General features: G+C 33.0%; 18 protein-coding genes. 13 read left to right on the top strand and 5 right to left on the bottom strand.

The genetic code is table 11. The features are described 5' to 3' along the window. Positions 1-31: 31 nt before the first annotated feature. The 4 genes from HNS40_RS06605 to ruvB all read right to left on the bottom strand — a co-directional run bounded on the left by HNS40_RS06605 (position 32) and on the right by ruvB (position 3472). Positions 32-964, bottom strand: a complete 933-nt coding sequence (locus HNS40_RS06605; RefSeq protein ID WP_172278934.1) for a DUF58 domain-containing protein — start codon at positions 962-964, stop codon at positions 32-34. 86 nt (positions 965-1050) lie between these two features. Next, a complete protein-coding gene (trxA, locus tag HNS40_RS06600) occupies positions 1051-1368 on the bottom strand; it encodes a thioredoxin (protein ID WP_172278931.1) in 318 nt (105 codons plus the stop codon). A 124-nt stretch (positions 1369-1492) separates the two neighbouring features. Beyond that, positions 1493-2428 carry a tRNA epoxyqueuosine(34) reductase QueG gene (gene queG / locus HNS40_RS06595; RefSeq protein WP_172278929.1) on the bottom strand — a complete coding sequence of 312 codons (936 nt, stop codon included), beginning with the start codon at positions 2426-2428 and terminating at the stop codon, positions 1493-1495. After that, the gene (ruvB, locus tag HNS40_RS06590) at positions 2429-3472 is read right to left on the bottom strand and encodes a Holliday junction branch migration DNA helicase RuvB (protein WP_172278927.1); all 1044 of its coding nucleotides are present in this window, start codon (positions 3470-3472) and stop codon (positions 2429-2431) included. Positions 3473-3925: 453 nt separating this feature from the next. On the opposite strand from ruvB, the gene HNS40_RS06585 reads away from it, so the two are divergent. The 8 genes from HNS40_RS06585 to HNS40_RS06550 all read left to right on the top strand — a co-directional run bounded on the left by HNS40_RS06585 (position 3926) and on the right by HNS40_RS06550 (position 11436). Then, positions 3926-4180 (top strand): hypothetical protein, encoded by a 255-nt coding sequence (locus tag HNS40_RS06585; protein ID WP_172278925.1) that lies wholly within the window; start codon positions 3926-3928, stop codon positions 4178-4180. A 99-nt stretch (positions 4181-4279) separates the two neighbouring features. Continuing rightward, a complete protein-coding gene (locus HNS40_RS06580) occupies positions 4280-5290 on the top strand; it encodes an endonuclease/exonuclease/phosphatase family protein (RefSeq protein WP_172278923.1) in 1011 nt (336 codons plus the stop codon). A gap of 151 nt (positions 5291-5441) precedes the next feature. Continuing rightward, positions 5442-6293, top strand: a complete 852-nt coding sequence (locus HNS40_RS06575; protein WP_172278921.1) for an outer membrane protein assembly factor BamD — start codon at positions 5442-5444, stop codon at positions 6291-6293. A gap of 4 nt (positions 6294-6297) precedes the next feature. Next, positions 6298-6639, top strand: coding sequence for a DNA-directed RNA polymerase subunit omega (locus HNS40_RS06570; RefSeq protein ID WP_172278919.1), 342 nt, complete (start codon positions 6298-6300; stop codon positions 6637-6639). A gap of 94 nt (positions 6640-6733) precedes the next feature. After that, positions 6734-7936 carry a bifunctional phosphopantothenoylcysteine decarboxylase/phosphopantothenate--cysteine ligase CoaBC gene (gene coaBC / locus HNS40_RS06565; protein ID WP_172278917.1) on the top strand — a complete coding sequence of 401 codons (1203 nt, stop codon included), beginning with the start codon at positions 6734-6736 and terminating at the stop codon, positions 7934-7936. An 81-nt stretch (positions 7937-8017) separates the two neighbouring features. After that, the gene (locus HNS40_RS06560; protein ID WP_172278915.1) at positions 8018-8914 is read left to right on the top strand and encodes a DUF4835 family protein; all 897 of its coding nucleotides are present in this window, start codon (positions 8018-8020) and stop codon (positions 8912-8914) included. 9 nt (positions 8915-8923) lie between these two features. Next, positions 8924-10585: a DNA repair protein RecN gene (recN, locus tag HNS40_RS06555; protein WP_172278913.1), complete on the top strand. Its 1662-nt coding sequence runs from the start codon at positions 8924-8926 to the stop codon at positions 10583-10585. Between the two features lie 17 nt (positions 10586-10602). Further along, the gene (locus tag HNS40_RS06550; RefSeq protein WP_172278911.1) at positions 10603-11436 is read left to right on the top strand and encodes an enoyl-ACP reductase; all 834 of its coding nucleotides are present in this window, start codon (positions 10603-10605) and stop codon (positions 11434-11436) included. A 79-nt stretch (positions 11437-11515) separates the two neighbouring features. Here the strand turns inward: HNS40_RS06550 and HNS40_RS06545 are convergent, their stop codons facing one another. Further along, entirely contained in the window at positions 11516-11683 is a 168-nt protein-coding gene (locus HNS40_RS06545) for a DUF362 domain-containing protein (RefSeq protein ID WP_172278909.1), read from the bottom strand. A gap of 202 nt (positions 11684-11885) precedes the next feature. On the opposite strand from HNS40_RS06545, the gene HNS40_RS06540 reads away from it, so the two are divergent. The 5 genes from HNS40_RS06540 (at position 11886) to HNS40_RS06520 (ending at position 20619) form a co-directional block, all read left to right on the top strand. After that, positions 11886-13736 (top strand): 2-oxoacid:acceptor oxidoreductase subunit alpha, encoded by a 1851-nt coding sequence (locus tag HNS40_RS06540; protein WP_172278907.1) that lies wholly within the window; start codon positions 11886-11888, stop codon positions 13734-13736. A 1-nt stretch (position 13737) separates the two neighbouring features. After that, on the top strand, positions 13738-14760 hold the full coding sequence (locus tag HNS40_RS06535) for a 2-oxoacid:ferredoxin oxidoreductase subunit beta (protein ID WP_172278905.1): 1023 nt from the start codon (positions 13738-13740) through the stop codon (positions 14758-14760). A 91-nt stretch (positions 14761-14851) separates the two neighbouring features. Next, on the top strand, positions 14852-18985 hold the full coding sequence (locus HNS40_RS06530) for a hypothetical protein (protein ID WP_172278903.1): 4134 nt from the start codon (positions 14852-14854) through the stop codon (positions 18983-18985). A 313-nt stretch (positions 18986-19298) separates the two neighbouring features. Next, a complete protein-coding gene (locus HNS40_RS06525; protein WP_172278900.1) occupies positions 19299-20162 on the top strand; it encodes a pseudouridine synthase in 864 nt (287 codons plus the stop codon). A 151-nt stretch (positions 20163-20313) separates the two neighbouring features. Beyond that, a complete protein-coding gene (locus HNS40_RS06520; RefSeq protein WP_172278898.1) occupies positions 20314-20619 on the top strand; it encodes a hypothetical protein in 306 nt (101 codons plus the stop codon). Positions 20620-20904: the final 285 nt, after the last annotated feature.

Here is a 20904-nt window from a genome sequence, read left to right as displayed (position 1 = left end):
TTGTCTTGTCTTTTGGTTTTATCTTATTAACCTAATACATTTTTTTTCGTTTGCTTAAAAAAGGAAAAAGAATCTGATTGAAGCCTTTTTGAATATCAGCAGAAACTAGATCGATTGAGTATTGTGTACATTTTAGTTTGAGCTGATTTTCAAACCTATTCATCGTTGCTTGATAAGCCTCTTTAATTTCATTGGCTTGGAGTTTGATAACCTCACCAGTTTCAAGATCTATAAATCTTTTAGGTTGAGAATTGAAATTGAAATGGAGTTCGGTTTCTTTATCATGAGTATGGAAAATAATGATTTCATGTTTGTTATGCTTTAAGTGTCTCAAAGAATCAAAGAAATCATCCATCTCTAGCATATTCTCGAACATATCACTAAATAGAATGATAAGACTCCTCTTGTGAAGCGTTGCAGCTAATTGATGTAAGATGGCAGCTGCATTTGTTTCTTTGTTTTCTCCTGAGTTATTATTAATCTGCTGGCTAAGGATTTGGTAGAGATGGCTAATATGGGCGGAGTTCGACTTCGTTTCTGTGTGTTCAGTAATTTGAGTGTCGAAACATGTCAAACCTATAGCATCTCTTTGTTTTTTCAATATATTAATGATGGCTGCTGCAGCAATTATGGAGAATGATATCTTATTTTGTTTTTCTAAAGAATACTCTTTAAGAGGAGGGTAGAACATAGAGGAAGATGTGTCTAAAATAATTTGACATCTTAAATTAGTTTCCTCCTCAAATCTTTTTACGAATAGTTTATCAGTTCTTCCGAATAGTTTCCAATCGATATGTTTAACAGACTCTCCATTATTATACAAACGGTGCTCGGCAAACTCAACAGAGAACCCATGGAAAGGACTTTTATGTAATCCAGTGATAAATCCTTCTACTACTTGTTTGGCAAGTAATTCAAGATTACCGTATCGTTCTATTTGTTGTCTATCTATAGTAAAGCTCATATATAATGACTAAAAAAGCTGTCTTGTCTGGTTACTTTTCCAGAAAAGACAGCTAAATTTATTTTATGATATTTAGTTGTAGATTCTTAAAAAAGAGGCTCTATTTTACCAACTAATACTTGCTTAGGTACAGCACCAACTTGTTTGTCAACAACTTCGCCATTCTTAAAGAAAAGAATGGTAGGGATATTTCTAATACCATATTTTGCTGCAGTCTCAGGATTGTTGTCCACGTCAACTTTTCCAACAACTAATGTATCAGGATAGTCTTCACCTAATTCATTAACGATAGGTCCAACCATTCTACAAGGTCCACACCATACTGCCCAGAAGTCTACTACAACTGGTTTGTCCGATTTTATTACTAACTCTTCAAAGTTAGCATCTGTTAATTCTAAAGCCATATCTTATGTTTTATTTTCCACGCCAAATATAGGTTATTTATGCCTATACATAAGGGCTGCTGTTGATAAAGTTTTATAAATATTTTGAAATTTTGATATAAAAGCCAGTTGGAAGTGGAATTCCTTATTCTGAGAGCTTTTGCAACCAATCAATATTTTGCATCATACCTTTATACCCTGCTCTTTTAACAGCAGAGCCTCTAAATATTTCACCAAAATGCATAGCCTTTAAATTTTGCCAGTCTTTTTTTCTTAATTTTAGTAAATCAGGATGGGGATTGAAGGATTCGGTTTGGTGAGGTTCTGGGTTTTTATTAAATGGGCATACATCCTGACAAATGTCACAGCCATAAATGGTATTCCTGAATTGCTGAGGAGGGATATCTTTAGAAGCAGATTTGTTTTCAATAGTTTGATAACTTAAGCATTTTGTAGCATCCATTTTGTAAGGTTCAAAAAGTGCCTGAGTTGGACAAGCCTTGAGGCATTTATTGCACTCGAGACATAAATCCTCGTGAGTTTTATTAATCGGTTCTAATTCCCGATCGATAAATAAGTGTCCAATAAAAAAAAAAGAGCCGTGTTCTTTGTTAATAAGAAGTGTGTTTTTTCCAATCCATCCTAATCCTCCTTTTTGAGCCCAAATTCTATCTGGAATGGGAGCAGAGTCAGTAAAGGCTCTATAGTTCATTGAGCCAAATTGAGAAACAGCATTTTCTGCTATTCGATTTAGTTTGTTTTTAATGATATCATGATAATCTTTACCATAGGCATATTTGGCCAATCTATAATTATCAGAAATGGCCATTTTCTCCTGAGGAAAATAGTTGAGGATAACCGTAATGATGCTTTTTAGACCTGGCATCAATAATTCCGGGTTGAATTTCATATCAATATGGTTCGCTAGATAAGACATCTTTCCATGATAGTTCTGTTCTAACCATTGAATATAATTCGCTTTCTCCTTTTCTAAAGTTTCAGGTTTAGAGATGCTATAATCTAAAAAACCTTCCTTTAGGCATTCATTTGCAAGAAAATCAGATAGAGAGGAGCTGTTCATCTATTCTCCTTTGAGGTTTTGATTGAAAAGGTCTTCTTGTTTGATGTTTGGGTATTTGCCTAAATGACGGTAAGCCATATCTGTGACTTGTCTACCACGTGGAGTACGCATCATAAATCCTTCTTGAATAAGGAAAGGTTCGTATACTTCTTCTATAGTTCCAGAATCTTCACCTACCGCAGTAGCTATGGTTGTTAAGCCAACAGGACCTCCCTTGAACTTCTCTATAATAGTACTCAATATCTTGTTGTCCATCTCGTCCAACCCATACTTGTCTACATTGAGTGAATTTAAGGCGTATTGAGTGATTGTTAAATCTATAGACCCGTTTCCTTTTACTTCTGCAAAATCCCTCACTCTTCTAAGTAACAAATTAGCTATCCTTGGTGTCCCTCTGCTTCTGCGAGCAATTTCATTAGCAGCCTCCTCAGTAATGGGAACATTAAGAATTCCTGCTGAACGGATAATAATTTTCTCTAATGTAACTGCATCATAATACTGTAGTCTCGATGTGATGCCAAAACGGGAGCGGAGCGGAGCTGTTAATAAGCCAGAACGAGTAGTTGCTCCAATTAGAGTAAAATGATTTAAGTCTATCTGTACGGTTCTTGCATTTGGTCCAGATTCAATCATGATGTCTATTCTATAATCTTCCATAGCAGAATATAGATATTCTTCAATTATTGGACTTAATCTGTGAATTTCATCAATAAATAAAACATCACGCTCATCAAGATTGGTTAATAAGCCTGCTAAATCACCTGGTTTGTCCAATACAGGGCCGCTGGTGACTTTTATTCCAACACCCAATTCATTAGCTATAATATTAGATAGGGTTGTTTTTCCAAGGCCTGGCGGGCCATGTAATAATACATGATCCATAGCTTCATTTCTGTTTTTTGCAGCATTCACAAAAATATTCAGGTTCTCCACTACTTTGCCTTGGCCAGCAAATGTTTCAAATTGACCAGGCCTCAGCATTTGTTCCATTTCTTGTTCTCTAGGATTTAAACCGTCTCCAGAGGCATCTAAGTATTCGTTCATAGGCTTTGTTAATCATGCAAAAATAGGAAATATTCAACTCAAATTAATCCGATTTAAAATTAGATAGCGTTTCTTGGATAATTTAACCTGCCTTCCTAAAAAGGTTGAATTTATAATAATATTCGTCATTTAAATATCGAGGATTATTATTCTTGAGTTTTTAAAAAATGGAATCCATATGGCAGATATTAACATGCAACTAATTTATTCATAAAAATTATTAAAATAGTTTATTATCAATGAGTTTTATTAAAAACACTCTGTAATACTTGATATTCTTCAATTGTTAGCTCATATAATATATTGAAATTTATAATCAAATCCTAGTATTTAGAAAAAAATAAAAAAATCATCGTGAAAAGTTTGGAAATTGGACATATTCGTCTTATATTTGGACAGAATTAAGATTAACTAGGCTTATTTATTTACGAACAATTAGAGAGGACAAAAATTATGAACGTTTTTACACAGAAGATTACAGAAGCAAAAATTATCAATTCTCCCGAATATCAAGAATACTTAGAATTTTTAGAAGAAGAAGCGATGAGCAAAAATCCTGACCAGTTTTGCTTTGAAATGCCTGATAGAAATAACTATGATGAATCAGAATTGAATATCTTCTCTTATAATGATCAGCTATCTGACCAATCAGCAGCATTAGAAGACATAAATTACAGTGGATACGAAATCATTTCTGCTGCTATCTAGCACTGAAAGAATTAAATTGTCAGTTTATAGCTTGTTACAAAGGTTTTTATAGAACTCAAACCTTAGTAACAAGCTTTTTTATTTTATATATTTGCCCCTATGAAATATTATGTTCTCACTCCTTTATTAATTATTTGCGCATTCATCTTAATATTTTATTTCTGGGCTAAAGAACCTACTTTTCCAGAATCTGAGTATACTGAAATTTCAGGATTTTCAAAAGTAAATCACATTCCTTCAGATACTTTTTCCATTATGACTTATAATATTGGTTATTTATCTGGAATGAACAATAATTTGCCATTGGAAAGAAGTCCTTTAGAATTTGATCGTAGTTTAAAAAAAGCCACTGCTTTAATTTTGGACAACAATCCTCAAATTGTAGCTTTACAGGAAATCGATTTCATGTCCAAACGTTCTTTTTACATTAATCAATATGAACAAATAGCAAGTGCCTGTGATTTTACTAATGGTGGAATTGCAATAAACTGGGATAAAACCTATGTTCCTTTTCCATATTGGCCTTTTAAATATCATTTTGGCAAAATTTATTCTGGACAAGCAACATTGTCTAACTTTAACATTATTTCAAATGAAAGAATAGTATTACCTCAACCAAAAAGTAATTTCTTTTTTTTTAATGACTTTTATTTAGACAGATTGGTACAACAAACTTGGGTTAATATTGAGAAAGATAGCCTATTAATATTAAATGTTCATTTTGAAGCCTGGGATGGTTCTACAAGAGAATTGCAAACTGATATTGTCATCTCGCTATATAAAAAGTATGAAAAAGAATACCCAATAGTATTATTAGGAGACTTCAATTGTACTCCACCATATAGTAAAGATGCATTTAATGAATACACAATAAAGAGATTACTTAATATTCCGAGCATATCTTCAGTAATTGATGAATCTAAATATATGCAAAAACCTGAAGAATTTTATACTTTTTATAGTGAAAAGCCTTTTCAGAAAATCGACTATATATTTTATAATAAGCTGTTTTTGAATTGTGTTGAATCAAAAGTCCTCCAAGAAGCGAAGGATATATCGGATCATCTACCCATTTTTGCTCGATTTGAAATAAAAAAGTCAAATAATTAATACAATCATTTTGGGTTAATTATCGTTAAATAGTAGGTTTATGCTTAATATCTGTGGATATTTGCAAGCTTAAAATGAAATAGAATTATTGGGATTTGAAAATATTATTTAAGAAGGTTTTATATTCCATAAAAACATATATTTTTGCAGCATGATTAATAGTGTACGGGTTATATTGTTCGTGAGTGTGGTTGTCCTGTTTTCAGGATGTCGTTTTCAGAAGCTATTGAAGAGTAGTGACTACGATGAGAAGTACGCCATGGCCTTGGAGTTTTACAATCAGAAAGATTATAATAGAGCTCTTCAATTGATGGATCAAATTGTTCCTATATATAAAGGAACAGCAAAGTCTCAAGAATTGGAGTTCATGTATGCTATGAGTTATTTCATGCAAAATGATTATATTCTAGCTAGTTACTATTTTAAGAGATATTATAAAAATTATCCCAGTAGTGAACAAGCAGAAGATGCATTGTATTATAGTGCCTATTGTAATTATCTAGATAGTCCGCGCTCCTCATTGGATCAGGAAACCACAAAGGCTGCAATTCAAGAGATGAAGCTTTTTATGGTTCGGTTTCCAGAGAGCAAGCAGTATGTAAATGCTGAAATCATTGTGAATGAGTTAGAAGCTAAGCTCGAGAAAAAAGAGTATGATATTGCTAAACAATATTATAAAATGGAGGATTATAATGCAGCCATAACAGCATTAAAAACCTATTTAAAGAATTATAATGAAAGTGATTATCGTGAGGATGTCATGTTTTATGTGATGAAGTGCTATTACGATTATGCATTATTAAGTTTTAGTGCCAAGCAGGAGGATAGATTTACTAAATCTATAGGTGCTTATGTTGATTTTGTAGCTTTGTATCCTGAAAGCAAATACAGGAAAGAAGCTGATGAGATGCATGCTGAAGCATCTGCATATATTGGAAGAGAAGTTGTGAGTTCTGAAACTGATGACGAGGAAAATATTGAGGACGAAAATAATAATAAATAATAATATGGATTACAAAAAAGTAAAAACCGATAAGGTTGCCGTAACCAGAAACTTAAGAGATTTTGACGAGTCAACTGAAAACATTTATGAATCTATTGCTATTTTAGCAAAAAGAGCCAATCAAATTAGTAAAGATTTAAAAGAAGAGTTGAATCGTAAGATTGAAGAATTTTCTACTACGGGTGATAATTTGGAAGAAGTGTTTGAGAATAGAGAACAAATAGAAATTGCTAAGTTCTATGAAAGACTTCCAAAACCTACATTATTAGCTATTCAAGAGTTTCTTGAGGATGAAATTTATTACAGAAATCCAGCTAAAGAAGTTGCGAATAATAAAATTTCGTAATTTTTTAAAAGAGCATATTGGACTCCTTTATTAATGTTCTGCATTAGAAAGGAGTTTTTTTGTATTTTTATTAAAATTGAAAAAATAGTGATTCATGCAATTAGAAGGAAAGAAAATTCTATTAGGAATTACTGGTAGTATTGCTGCATATAAAATTCCAATCTTAGTACGTCTATTAAAGAAAGAAGGTGCTGATGTTCAGGTGGTCATGTCAGAATCTGCAAGAGATTTTGTAACTCCTCTAACCTTATCCACACTTTCAGGAAATCCTGCATTATACAAGCCTTTTGATCCAGTTGATGGAAGCTGGAATAGTCATGTGGATATGGGCCAATGGGCCGATTTGCTATTAATGGCTCCATTATCAGCATCTACTATGGCGAAAATGGCCAATGGCTTAAGTGATAGTTTGTTGACTACAACCTATTTGTCAGCCAAATGTCCTGTGTATTTTGCTCCAGCTATGGATTTAGATATGTATGCTCACCCAAGTACACAAATTAATATCGAAAAGCTATTGTCCTTTGGTCATGTGATGATTGAAGCGCAAACAGGTGAATTGGCTAGCGGGCTTTGTGGAGCAGGTAGAATGGAAGAGCCAGAGAAAATAGTGAAAATTATTATTGAACATTTCAAAAAAAAAAATAGTTTCCTCAATAAAAAAGTTCTAATCACTGCTGGACCTACTTATGAAGCTATTGATCCAGTTCGTTTTATTGGAAACCATTCTACAGGTAAAATGGGTTATGCTATTGCCGAAGAGTTTGCCCAGAGAGGTGCTTTAGTTGACTTAGTGAGTGGACCAGTATCAATAAAAGCTACCCATTCAAATATCAATTTGATTATGGTAAAATCTGCTGATGAGATGTTTGAGAATACTTCAAAACATTTTGATGATGCTGATATTGCTGTAATGTCAGCTGCTGTAGCCGATTATAAGCCCTTAATTATTAGTGCTAATAAAATAAAAAAAAGGGATGAGTCTTTAGAAATCAAACTTCAGCCTAATGTTGATATTCTGAGAAGTTTGGGTAAGAAGAAAGATAAGCAATTTATAGTTGGTTTTGCTTTAGAAACTAATAATGAAATGGAAAACGCTCAAAAGAAACTTCAATCTAAAAACTGTGATGCACTGATTCTAAACTCTATGCAAGATGCTGGTGCAGGTTTTGGTCATGATACGAATAAGATATTTATTCTAGGCCATCATCATGAACCCATCGCTTTTGGTTTAAAGCCAAAAACAGAAGTAGCAAAGGATATTTGCAATTATATTGAAAAGCATATTTCCCAATAGTTTATTTTGTAATTTTACATTAAAATATATTGATTTATATGGCGTTTACTACTAACAACATGATTGTTTAAACTTAGATTTATGAAAACTAGATTTTTTCTTTTTATTAGCATTCTACTCATTAGTTTTTCTACCATTGGCCAAGAAATTAATGGCTCAGTTCAAGTGTCTGCAAGGCAGATAGAAGGTACAGATAGAGAGGCATTTAAAGAACTTCAACAAGCTCTTTATGAATTTGTAAATAACACCATTTGGACCAACTACAATTATAAATTAGAAGAAAGGATAGAATGTACTATTCTTTTAACCTTATCAGAAAAAATTTCTTCGGATCAATATAGAGGGAAGTTAAATTTAGTACTTCGTCGCCCAGTATATAAAACCAATTATAATTCTACTATGTTTAATTATGTGGATAGTGATGTCGAATTTACTTATAGTCTAGGTGAGCCATTGTTATATGCTGAGAATAGCTTCTCAAATAATTTAACAAGTTTGATTGCCTATTATGTATATGTTTTTCTTGGTATAGATGCCGATTCATATAGTAACTTAGGTGGAACTCCATATTTTGAAAAAGCCCAAGGAGTAGTTCAAGATGCTCAAAATACTAGTGAACCTGGATGGAAAGCATTTGAGAATATGAAAAATAGATATTGGTTGACTGAAAACCTAATGAATCCCCAATACCGACCAATTAGAGAGAGTATTTATGAATACCATAGAAAAGGTTTAGACTTAATGTATGACAACGTAGAATCTGGAAGGAATAATATTGCGGAAAGTTTGAAAAATCTTCAAAAAGCCAACCGTACAAAACCGGGGTCTTTTCTATTGAGGCTTTATGTGGATTCAAAACGAGATGAAATAATTAAAGTTTTTGGAGAAGGTAGCCCAAACACCAAGACTGAAGTAGTGAATATCATGAAAGAGATAGATCCAGCCAACGGAGATAAATACTCAGCTATTTTAAAGTAATAGTGTAAAATGTTACAACAACTTTCTATAAAAAATTATGTTCTCATTGAGAATCAGATTATTGATTTTCAATCGGGTTTTTCTGTAATTACAGGAGAAACAGGAGCTGGTAAATCTATTATTATAGGAGCATTAGGATTGCTTTTAGGGGATAGAGCCGACAAGGAAGTGGTAATAGATAAAGAGCTAAAATGCATAGTCGAGGGTAGCTTTGGAATTGAGGCATTGAATCTAAAAGCATTTTTCGAAGCATTTGATTTAGATTATGAGGCCAATTGTATAGTTAGAAGAGAAGTGTCCAAAACAGGCAAAAGCAGAGCTTTTGTGAATGATACTCCAGTAAATTTACAGGTCTTAAAAGCATTAGGTATTCGGTTAATGGATATTCATTCACAAAATCAAAATCAGCAATTAAATCAGGCTGAATTTAGGATGAATATAGTGGATGCTTATGCCGATCATGATAAACAATTGTTTCAATATCAATCCCTTTTTTCCACATACAAAAATGGAATAGAAGAGTTAGAACTTTTAAAAGAGAACTATCAGAAACAAATAAATGAACAAGAATATCATCAGTTCTTATTTGATGAAATTGAAAAAGCAGAGGTTCATAAAGGTGAGCAGAAAGAAATAGAGGAGGAGCTTCAGGTATTATCACATGCTGAGGATATAAAACTCGCTTTATTTCAAGCCTCTTCTCATATTACAGGTGAAGATAATAGTATTGTTGAGCAATTAGAATCTATTTTGGCACAGTTACAAAGGGTATCAAGCTTTCAAACAGATATTGCTCTATTAGATGAAAGATTAAATTCATGTATTATTGAATTGAAGGATTTGGGAAATGAAGCTTCAGTTTTAGAAGATCAATTTCAGTATGATCCAGTTAGAATGCAATACCTTAACGATAAATTGGAATCATATTTATCATTATGCAGAAAGCATAGACTCAATAATGCAGATGAATTAGTCGAATTTAAAGAAGAACTCTCCTCAAAAATTTTTTCAGTACAAAATTTAGATGCCAAAATACAGGAATTAGAATTTTCATTGACTAAACAATTAGATGAACTGAAGAATCGAGCCTTTAAAATTAGAGGAACCCGAATTAATGCGGCCAAGAAAATTGAAGAATTAGTTAAGAAGCAGTTAAAAGAATTAGGCTTGGAGAAGGCTGAGCTTAAGATAGAGGTGAACGATTTAGGCGAGCTTGCAAAAAATGGTTCCGATCAAATCCAATTTCTTTTTAAAGCCAATGCAGGCTCTCGTTTTTCTGATATGACTAAAGTGGCCTCAGGTGGAGAAATGTCACGGTTAATGCTGTCATTCAAGTATGTACTGGCATTGAAGAAGGCTTTGCCTAGTATTGTTTTTGATGAAATTGATACAGGGGTATCAGGTGAAGTTGCCGATAAACTTGCAAAATTAATGATGGGCTTAGGAGAAAAACTTCAGGTAATTTCTATCTCTCATCTTCCTCAAATTGCTGCACAAGCCAATCATCATTATTTGGTTTATAAGGAAAATGACTCTATTTTTACTCGCTCAAAAATCAAAAAACTTAACCAACAAGAACGTCTCGAAGAAATCGCAGCTATGCTCAGTGGTTCCAAGGTTGGGGATTCGGCCATTAAGCATGCGAAAGAATTGTTGGGAACAAAAAGCTAAACAAAAACAGATTAATTATGGCTTATAATTTATTAAAAGGTAAAAAAGGTATTATTTTCGGTGCATTGAATGATATGTCGATAGCATGGAAAGTGGCCGAAAAAGCATATGATGAAGGTGCAGAGTTTATCCTAACTAATACTCCTGTGAGTATGCGTTTAGGTTCTGTGGATAAATTGGCAGAAAAATGTAATACTGAAGTTATTCCAGCTGATGCAACAAATGACAAAGACATAGAGAACCTAGTTCAGAAAGCTATTGAGAAGTTTGGTAAAGTTGATTTTGTATTGCATTCTATTGGAATGTCACCAAACGTAAGAAAGAAATTAGTTTATGATAAATTGAACTATGATTATTATCATAAAACATTAGATATCAGTGCACTTTCTTTTCATAAAGTAATTGCAACTTTGAAGAAGCATAATGCCATGAGTGATTGGGGTTCTATCGTTGCCTTATCATATGTTGCAGCACAACGTACACTCTATGGATATAACGATATGGCCGATGCTAAAGCTCTATTGGAATCGATTGCAAGAAGCTTTGGATATATTTACGGAAGAGAGAATAAAGTAAGAGTAAATACAATTAGTCAGTCTCCAACTATTACAACTGCAGGCTCTGGAGTTAAAGGAATTGATGGTTTGATGGATTTCACAGAAAGAATGTCACCACTGGGAAATGCAACTGCTGAAGAGTGTGCCGATTATTGTTTGACATTATTTAGTGACCTTACCCGAAAGGTGACCATGCAAAACTTATTCCATGATGGTGGATTTAGTAGTATGGGTATGAGTTTAAGGGCAATGACTCAATATGGAAAGAGTTTAGACATGGATATTGAAGAGTAGAAGATCAAATGATACGATTTATATCAAAAAAAAGCTTCTAAACAATTGTTTAGAAGCTTTTTTTTCTATTTGATTCTGATTATTCTGGAGAAATAGCATCTGTTGGACAAACATCAGCACAAGCACCACAATCAGTACAAAGTTCAGGATCGATTTTATAAATATCACCTTCTGAGATTGCATCTACTGGACACTCGTCAATACAAGTTCCACAAGCAATACAATCATCATTAATTACATAGGCCATAATGATAAGTTTTAAAATTAAATTTAATTTAGTTATTCCCTGCAAAAGTATATTTTTTTTTAATTGGTAAAAACTAAAATTCATGTTAAAGAAAATTTAAATAGATTCTAAATAGATAACAAAAACAAACGTTTGCATTGGTATTTGTTAATAGCAAATGAAATTCGCACTACATTTGTATAGATAAAAAAAACTCATTGAAATGACTAACAATAAAGATAAAGCGATTGAACTCGACCATGTCGTAATTCGCTTTTCAGGTGACTCCGGTGATGGGATGCAACTAACTGGAACCCTGTTTTCTGACACCGCTGCAATATTAGGGAATGGAATTGCAACCTTTCCTGATTACCCTGCAGAGATCAGAGCTCCTCAAGGTACCGTTGGCGGCGTATCTGGCTTCCAGGTTCATTTTGGTTATGATATCAATACTCCTGGTGATTATGCCGATGTATTGGTGGCCATGAATCCGGCAGCTCTTAAAGCCAATGCAAAATGGACCAAACGAGGTGGTACAATGTTACTAGATCGTGATGCTTTTACTGCTAAAAACCTATTAAAGGCTGGCTATGAAACTGACGATCCAATAAAAGAGGATGGAATTGGAGGATTCAATATTATTTATGCTCCTATCAGTACCATGACTCAAGAAACATTGAAAAACTCAGGTTTGGATAATAAAACAGTCCTAAGAAGTAAAAATATGTTTGCTCTTGGTATTTGTTTCTACTTATTCAATAAACCATTAAAATTTACTGAAGCTTTCTTTGAAAAGAAATTTAAAAAAGTTCCAAAAATTATTGAAGCCAATAAAATGGTTTTAAAAGCTGGGTATAATTATGGTTATGTGGTTCAAGAATTGACTCCATATAAAGTGACTGCTGACGAAATTGAAAAAGGAACTTATAGAAATATTAATGGTAATACAGCCACTGCCTGGGGATGTATTGCTGCTGCTGAAAAAGCAAACTTGCCTTTGTTTTGTGGTTCGTATCCTATAACCCCTGCTACGGAAATTCTTCAAGAATTAGCAAAACACAATAGTTTAAATGTTAGAACTTTTCAGGCAGAGGATGAAATTGGAGGTATTACATCAGCCATTGGTGCTAGTTTTGCTGGAAACTTTGCTGTAACAACTACTTCTGGTCCAGGTTTAGCCTTGAAAACGGAAGCTATTGGTTTAGCTATGATTACAGAATTACCTCTAGTTATTGTAAATGTACAAAGAGGAGGGCCAAGTACCGGACTTCCAACTAAAACGGAGCAATCGGATTTATTACAAGCAGTGCAAGGTAGAAATGGAGAAGCTCCTGTACCAGTAATTGCTGCAAGTACTCCTTCTAATTGCTATGATTATGCCTTTGCAGCAAGTAAAATTGCTTTGGAACATATGACACCCGTTATTCTTTTAACTGATGGGTTCTTGGCAAATGGTAGTCAACCCATGAAAATTGAAAATACAGATACACTTCCAGATATTATAGTACCTCATGCCACTTTTAAAGAAGGAGAAGAATATTTACCTTATGAGCGTGATGAGAAAACCTTAGTTAGAAAATGGGCAGCTCCTGGAGTTGCTGGTTTAGAACATCGTATTGGTGGTTTAGAGAAAATGGATAAAACAGGCACTGTATCTTATGTTCCTGAAAATCACGAGCTCATGACTGATTATAGGGAGAGAAAAGTCGATTACATTGAGAATGTAATCCCTGAACAAGTACTAATAGGTGCACCTGATGCAGATTTATTAGTTGTTGGATGGGGAGGAACCTATGGTCACCTTTTAACTGCAGTTCATGACCTTCAAGCTGAAGGTAAGAGTATCGCTCTTGCTCATTTTAACTATATTAAACCTCTTCCAAAAAATACAGAAGATATTTTAAGAAGTTCTAAGAAAGTTGTTGTAGCAGAATTAAATAATGGTCAATTTGCGAAATATCTGCGTCAGAATTTCACTAATATTGATTTCTTACAGTATAACAAGATGATGGGTTTACCATTTACTGTAGAAGAATTGACCAATCATTTTAACAAATTAATGGAGGAGAAATAAAATGGCTACGCAAGAAACAGTAAAACTTACTTTTAAAGATTTTAAAAGTGACCAAGAAGTTAGATGGTGTGCCGGATGTGGGGATCATGCCATTTTAAATTCAGTTCATAAGACTTTGGCAGCTATTGGTAAGCCACGTGAAAACTATACCATAATTAGTGGTATTGGTTGTTCATCAAGGTTTCCATACTATATGAATACCTATGCTTTTCATACTATTCATGGACGTGCATTGGCTATTGCTAGTGGAACTAAAACTGCTAATCCAGATTTAAGCGTTTGGGTAATTACAGGTGATGGTGATGGTTTAGCTATTGGCGGAAACCACTTTATTCATGCTATTCGCCGTAATATCAATATGAATGTTTTATTATTCAATAATGAGATTTATGGTTTAACCAAGGGACAGTATAGTCCAACTACTCAAGAAGGTTTGGTAACAAAAACTTCTCCAAATGGAAGTATTGAACATCCTTTTAACCCTGGTGAACTTGTATTGGGTTCTAATGGTCATTATTTTGCTCGCTCCATAGATGTCAGTATGAAATTAACCAATGAGATATTGGAAAATGCGGAAGCTCATAATGGAACATCTATTGTTGAAATACTTCAGAACTGTGTGATTTTTAATGATAAAACTCATGGTTACTATACTGATAAAGCTGAGAAATTAGATCGTCAGATTATTTTGCGTCATGGTGAGAAGATGATTTTTGGAAAAGAGAATGACAAAGGTTTAATTCTTGATGGAATGAAACTTAAAGTGGTGAAAATAGGTGAAGATGGGATTTCTGAGGATGATATCCTTGTTCATGATGCCCATGAAGAAAGTCCTTTTTTACATTGGATGTTAATCAGAATGAAAGGGCCAGAATTTCCAATAGCTTTAGGTGTAATTAGAGAGACTGAAGGTACTACTTATGGTGACAAAATGGAAGCTCAAGTGGCTGAACGAAAAGAGAAATCATCAATTAAGACCATGAATGATCTCTTACATTCAGGAGCTACATGGCAAGTTGATTAGTTGCTGTACCCAAATTAAGATAATGAGTAAGCCCGCATTTGCGGGCTTTTTTTGCACCTAGTCATCAAAGTTTTCTTAAATTTGATAAATCATGGAAAAAGAAGAGAAAATAGATAGAAGCTTATGGCGAAAATGGATAAAATATCTATTTTCTACTGTTTTCATTCTTTTGATTCTGACCATTTTTCTATTTCCTCCACTATATACAAAATATATATTGCGACCCATGTTGGAAGAAACATTTTCGCAGCTCACCAACGAGAGGTATCAATTGGATTTTGATAAAATGAGATGGAAATTGTTTAATCGAAGTATTTTTTTAAATCACATTAGAATTCAACAAGCTAATGATAGTGTATATAATCCTCATATTCAATATGTAGAACTAGATACCCTATCTATTAATGGGATACAATACCTTGATCTATTAACTGGGGAGGCAAAGGTTAAATCTCTTGAGCTTATAAATCTTAATCTTGGATTAAATATTTATACAGAGATAGATAGCAGTGAAAAAATGAATACTAAAGTGGTAAATAGATCTGGTTTTTTACACTCTTTAGAGTTAGAGAAGTTTAATTTGGATAAATTTAATATGGATATTAACTTAGATGGAGACAGCTTATTACAGATTCGCAAAGCAGATTTTAGTGTTCTTCAATTATTTGCTGATTCTTTGAATTATCCTAACTCTATTGACTTGCCAATTTTTGAAGCTGTGAACATCAATGCAAAAAATGTTGATTTTCAAAAAAAGAAAACTTCTATTTCCATTCAGGATTTAACGTTCAGCGAAAACCAGACTATTCATCAGGCTGTATTAAAATTTAAAGAATTGCTGCATAAGAACTTATTAAATGATAATCAGCAAAGAATTGAGGAGGCTAGCTTTGAGCTTGATTCAATCGCATGGATAGAACACCCTGAAAAATCTTTTCTAAAGGGAAATACCTTAAGACTTAGCTTGTCGCGACTTGTAAACACTGTTAATACACTGACTGGTGAAAAGCCTGAAGCAAGTTTGCAAAAGATTAAAAACGTAATTGAAAATTCCGGATTAGATTTTGAGGTTGATAAAATACATGTGGAACTGAAAAATTTAAAACAAGAGCATCCTCAAATGGATTTTGAGATTGTAGATTTGAATTATCAAATAATCCAAGCTTTGACCCATCAGCAAAAGTTTGAGATGAATAGCTATACTTTGGAAAGTGATACTATGTCTTTGTTGCTAAAAAAGGAAGGAGATAGTCTTTCTTTTTCGTCTTTTATATTTGATCAATCTCAATCTACATTAAATATAAAGGACATTCATTTTGTTAAAAACAAGGGATTGGTTAGTGCTTGGTATATTGCGATGCTTAAATTGGAGGGGTTTTCTCCATTTCAATTTTTAGAAGAGGATATTCTGAAATTAAATCACATGCATATTATGACACCTGAAGTGAATATAAATAAATCAGAATTTGTACATAATCAAAGCAATACGTTTCCTATACTTTTAGATATTGATAAATTCGATATGCAAAACGCTAGATTTGAATGGAAAGAAAAAGGAATTGAAATAGGTCAAACAGACCTTTATATCGATAATATTATAATTCCTCCTGGGTTTTCAGGTCATTGGGAAAGTGTATTTGAAAGTGGACAAGGGCTTATCGGCAAGTTGGAATATCAGTCTCATGATGGAAAAATGCAAGTCAATTCAAAGGATTTTAAATTTGATACAAATTTGGGATTATTGGCTTTAAAAGAAATAGATGTGAAGTCGCTATATTTTTCTAAAGAAAATCCTGGACTGATTCAGGCGGAAGAATTGATGATTAATGGGGTTAATTGGAAAGAGTTATTGAATCATTCTTCCTTAATAAAGGTTGATACAATAAAATGTATGAGTTTGAATGTAATAGGGAATATCATAAGTCAAAATCAATCTTCTAAGAGAAATAATACAATACCTTGGTCAGCTTTTTGTTCCTATATAAATTTACCTAATATATATGCCCATATTGAACATTCAGCTTTAAATAATACATCGAAGATAAACCTGGAGGAGCTAGACATTGAAGGTGCTGGCTTAAATTTAGATTTCGCTAGGCCCTACTTTTTGGAAGCTAAGAAATTGAAGTTTTCTGCTATGAAATCTTTCTATTCACAAATTCAAGACTCACTTTTGCTGAGAATAGCTAGTTGGAGTTTTACTTTAGCCCAAAAGAGGTTTGATGGTCATCAGGTTATGTTTCAATATGAAAACCAAGAAGATTCCTCCAAAATAAAATCTCATCTACAAATAGATATAGATAAGTTATCAATAGGGGGTATAGAGCCATTTGATATGTATTTGGAGAAGCAGTTTCTTTTTGATTCCATCTATATTAATAATCCTAAATTAAAGCTTAATGGAGATAGACAAACCAAAATAGTTTACCAAACCAATGCTAAAAGTTTTTACGAGTCATTAGGGCACTATATAGACAAAGTAAAAGCAGTAGGGGTAAACGACTTTGTTGTAGAAGATTTAAATCTTTCTATAAAAAATAAATATATGGAAAGGATGGATCATATTGGCTTAGAATCTTTTGACCTACATGTTCACGATTTTTATGTGGATTATAAAGTATTCCATAAATTAGATCGTTTTTTATTTTCAGAGAACACTGAGCTTGAATTAAATGAATACTTCCAAAGTGTAAATAATGGAGAGCGGCTTATTTATTTGAAGAGTGCCAAAGGTTCTACTTCAGATAATAGGCTTCAGGTTAGTGATTTACAGGTGTTGTCTTTAGGAGATTCTATTAGGTTTCCTGCCAATATACGAGTGAAAGACATTTTACTCAATGATTTAAAAATGAGTCCAGGAAATATACAGCCCCGTTTATTTATAGGCAGTCTGTTATTTCAAGAACCTGAACTCGATTTAAAAAGTTATAAAAATAAAAAAGAGCAGAAAAAGGCTTTTAGTTTAGAGGAAATAGATTTCTTTAATTCCATAAAAGGACAGTTCTCGGCCATAAATATTAACCGAATTGAATTGTCTGATTTTGATTTCAGCATGCCAATAAGGATTAAGCAAAGTTCCAAAATCTATGATTTTAAAAATATTGATTTGACTTTAGAAGGAATCGTGATCGATAGTAATAATATAGCTTTTACAAACGACAAGTTTTTTTACTGCGATGATGTGAGATTGAATCTTCCACAATTTTCAATGATTTCGCCAGATCGTTTTTATAATTATAGCTTCGAGAATATGAGTTTGAGTAGCCATGATAAATCTATTCACTTTGATTCAGTGATGATAGTCTCTAGATATGATAGAAAGACTTTTGTAGCCAATCAGACGTATCAGACAGATCAAATGGATATCACTATTCCTATATTGAAATTAGAGGGAATAGGGTATAGGGAAGCTATTTTTCGAAATAGATATACTTTAGAGAAACTAGAATTTTCTGAAGCTCAAATCTTTATTTATAAGGATAAAAGGCTTCCTCCTGATACTTCTAAGTATAAAACTATGCCGGCACAGGCTATTGAAAATATTCGTTTTTATTTGAATATTGATACCATTCAATTTAATGATGGCTTTGTTAAATATGAGGAGCGAAGTCAGATTGTAGATGATAATGGAGTCATTTTTTTTGATCGAATGAATGGGAAAATAATAGGATTTAGCAATGATACCGATTTTAGAAATTTTGGTGGAACTTTGAAGATTAATGCTCAGGCAAGGCTAATGTCTGAAGCTGATGTTTCCTTAAATGCCTATTTTCCTTTAAATTCGAAAGAACAGAATTTTGTTGTGCTTGCTTCTATGAATACCTTAGATGCGACCTCTTTAAATCCTCTATTACAGCCCTTAACAAGAATGCAAGCTAAAGCTGGTGTTTTAAGTCAGTTACAGATGAATGTAAAAGGTAATGATAAAGAAGGTTATGGATATATGGTCTTGCGTTATGAAGATTTAAAAGTTGAAGTTCTGAAAAAAAATATGGAGGAAAGTAATTTGGCATCTTTTTTAGCCAATTCTATTCTCATTAAACAAAACAATAATAATATATTTAGAATACGGAAGGGGCCTATTTTTTATGAGAGAACCCCTTATAGAGGAGTCATACATTATTTATCACATTTTGCCATTATGGGAGCTAAAACAAGTCTAGGGATTGACACCCGTAAAACAGCAAGAAAAATTAAACAAATTGAAAAAGCTCTCCAAAAATAGACTCTTCCATATTGTTTTAGTCTTTTCTTTAATAATGATAGCCATCCTCCGTTTCTTTTTTGGATGGTGTAATATTTTTATCTGCCTTGGTGGTTTAGGAGTTTTAATTGCTTGGCAAATTCTTTCTGATTATCATAAGGAGTAGTTTTAACCTAGGTAGATGATCTAAAGTTTCTATTCTGGTTATTAAAAAAAAAAGTGCTAACTTTATCATTCGAACATAATATTTTACTTTATTCTTAGATATTTTAGAGAATGAGTAAATTGGTATCAATAAAAGAAATATTTTTGCAGGCTCAAAATAATTAACGCGATGGAAAGTAATAAAGGTTTTAGAAAGTTTTATAGAGAAGAAAAGCCAGAAATGGAAGAATTGGAAAAGCAAGAACCTGTAAAGCCTAAAAAGAAGAGACAACGTGTTTCTGCCAGTACATTAACTTCAATTCAAAATCGCTCAGAAGATGAATTAATTAGACTCAATAAATTTCTTGCACATTCTGGTGTTTGTAGCAGGAGAGAGGCAGATAAACATATTCAAGCCGGAATGGTGAGAGTAAACGGGGAAGTGATTAAAGAAATGGGGCATAAAGTTCATCCAACTGATAGAATTCAGTATGATGGGAAAACCCTAAAACGTGAAAAACTGGTTTATGTATTATTAAATAAGCCTAAAGGTTTCATTACTTCTATGGACGATCCTTTTGAAAGAAAAACAGTAATGAGTTTGGTAGAACATGCAGTGAAAGAAAGAATATACCCAGTAGGCAGATTGGATAGAAATACTACAGGATTATTGCTTTTTACCAATGATGGACAAATGGCTAAGAAGCTAACACATCCTTCGCATCAAATTAAAAAGATTTATCACGTTACTTTAGATAAAGACCTTGAGCTTGAGCATTTCGAGACCATAATGAACGAGGGAGTAGATCTAGAGGATGGCTTAATAAAACCCGATGCCATTGCCTATGTTTATGATGATAATAAAAGAGAAATTGGAATAGAGATACATTCAGGTAAAAATAGGATTGTAAGGCGTATTTTTGAAAAGTTCGATTATCAAGTATTCAAGCTGGATAGAGTGAAGTTTGGAGGTTTGACCAAAAAAGACTTACCAAGGAGTAAATGGAGATTCTTAACTCTTCCTGAGATTAATATGTTGAAAGTACTGTCCTAATTCCATTAAAGAATAAGATATTAAAGCTTCATGAAATTCGTTTTGTGAAGCTTTTGTTTTTTATTGAAATAGGTATTATAAATGAGAAGGCGGTAGTAAACCATTAATTTGGTTTATTTATCTTTGAAGCAGATACAAACTAGTAAAACTAATGATAAACTCTTTTTACCACCGCCTACAACTGTGTTTACTAATTACTTATGTACTCATAGGTTCGATGGCCATGAGCCAAACCAACGATACGTTTGCAAATTGGGATAATTATTATCAAGAGTGGAATTTCCATGTAGCCTCACAAGATATTATTGACAATCCAGATACACAAGGAATATATCCATCGGCTCAATGCCAACAAGTATTGACTAATAGGGACCCTTATGATTTTATATATACAGACTTTTACGATGCTTCCAATTTTGATTATTTATTTCAACCTTCGAAGCTTTTATGTTATTAAAAACCTCTGTTCTACATTAAATAAGGCCACATTTTCAAATAATTAGGGGTCACATTAAAAATTATGGGGAGCAATGGTTTTTAGCCTTTTCATAGTTACAATGCTATTAAGCAATAATAGACTTAGGAATTAGGCGGGGTGGCTTTTCCCAAACACGTCGAAGTGTAATCGGTGAATTATAGAATATTAGATTTTTCAGCAAAGGGCTTTAGCTTTTAAAATAATGACATTGGAGGTGATGGAAATAGAACCGACTGCTTTGGTTCTGATAAACATGTACAGTCA

This window comes from Lentimicrobium sp. S6 (genome assembly GCF_013166635.1).
GTDB lineage: Bacteria > Bacteroidota > Bacteroidia > Bacteroidales > UBA12170 > UBA12170.
Note: the sequence above shows the minus strand (reverse complement) of the source record. Positions and strands in the feature narration are given on the sequence as shown.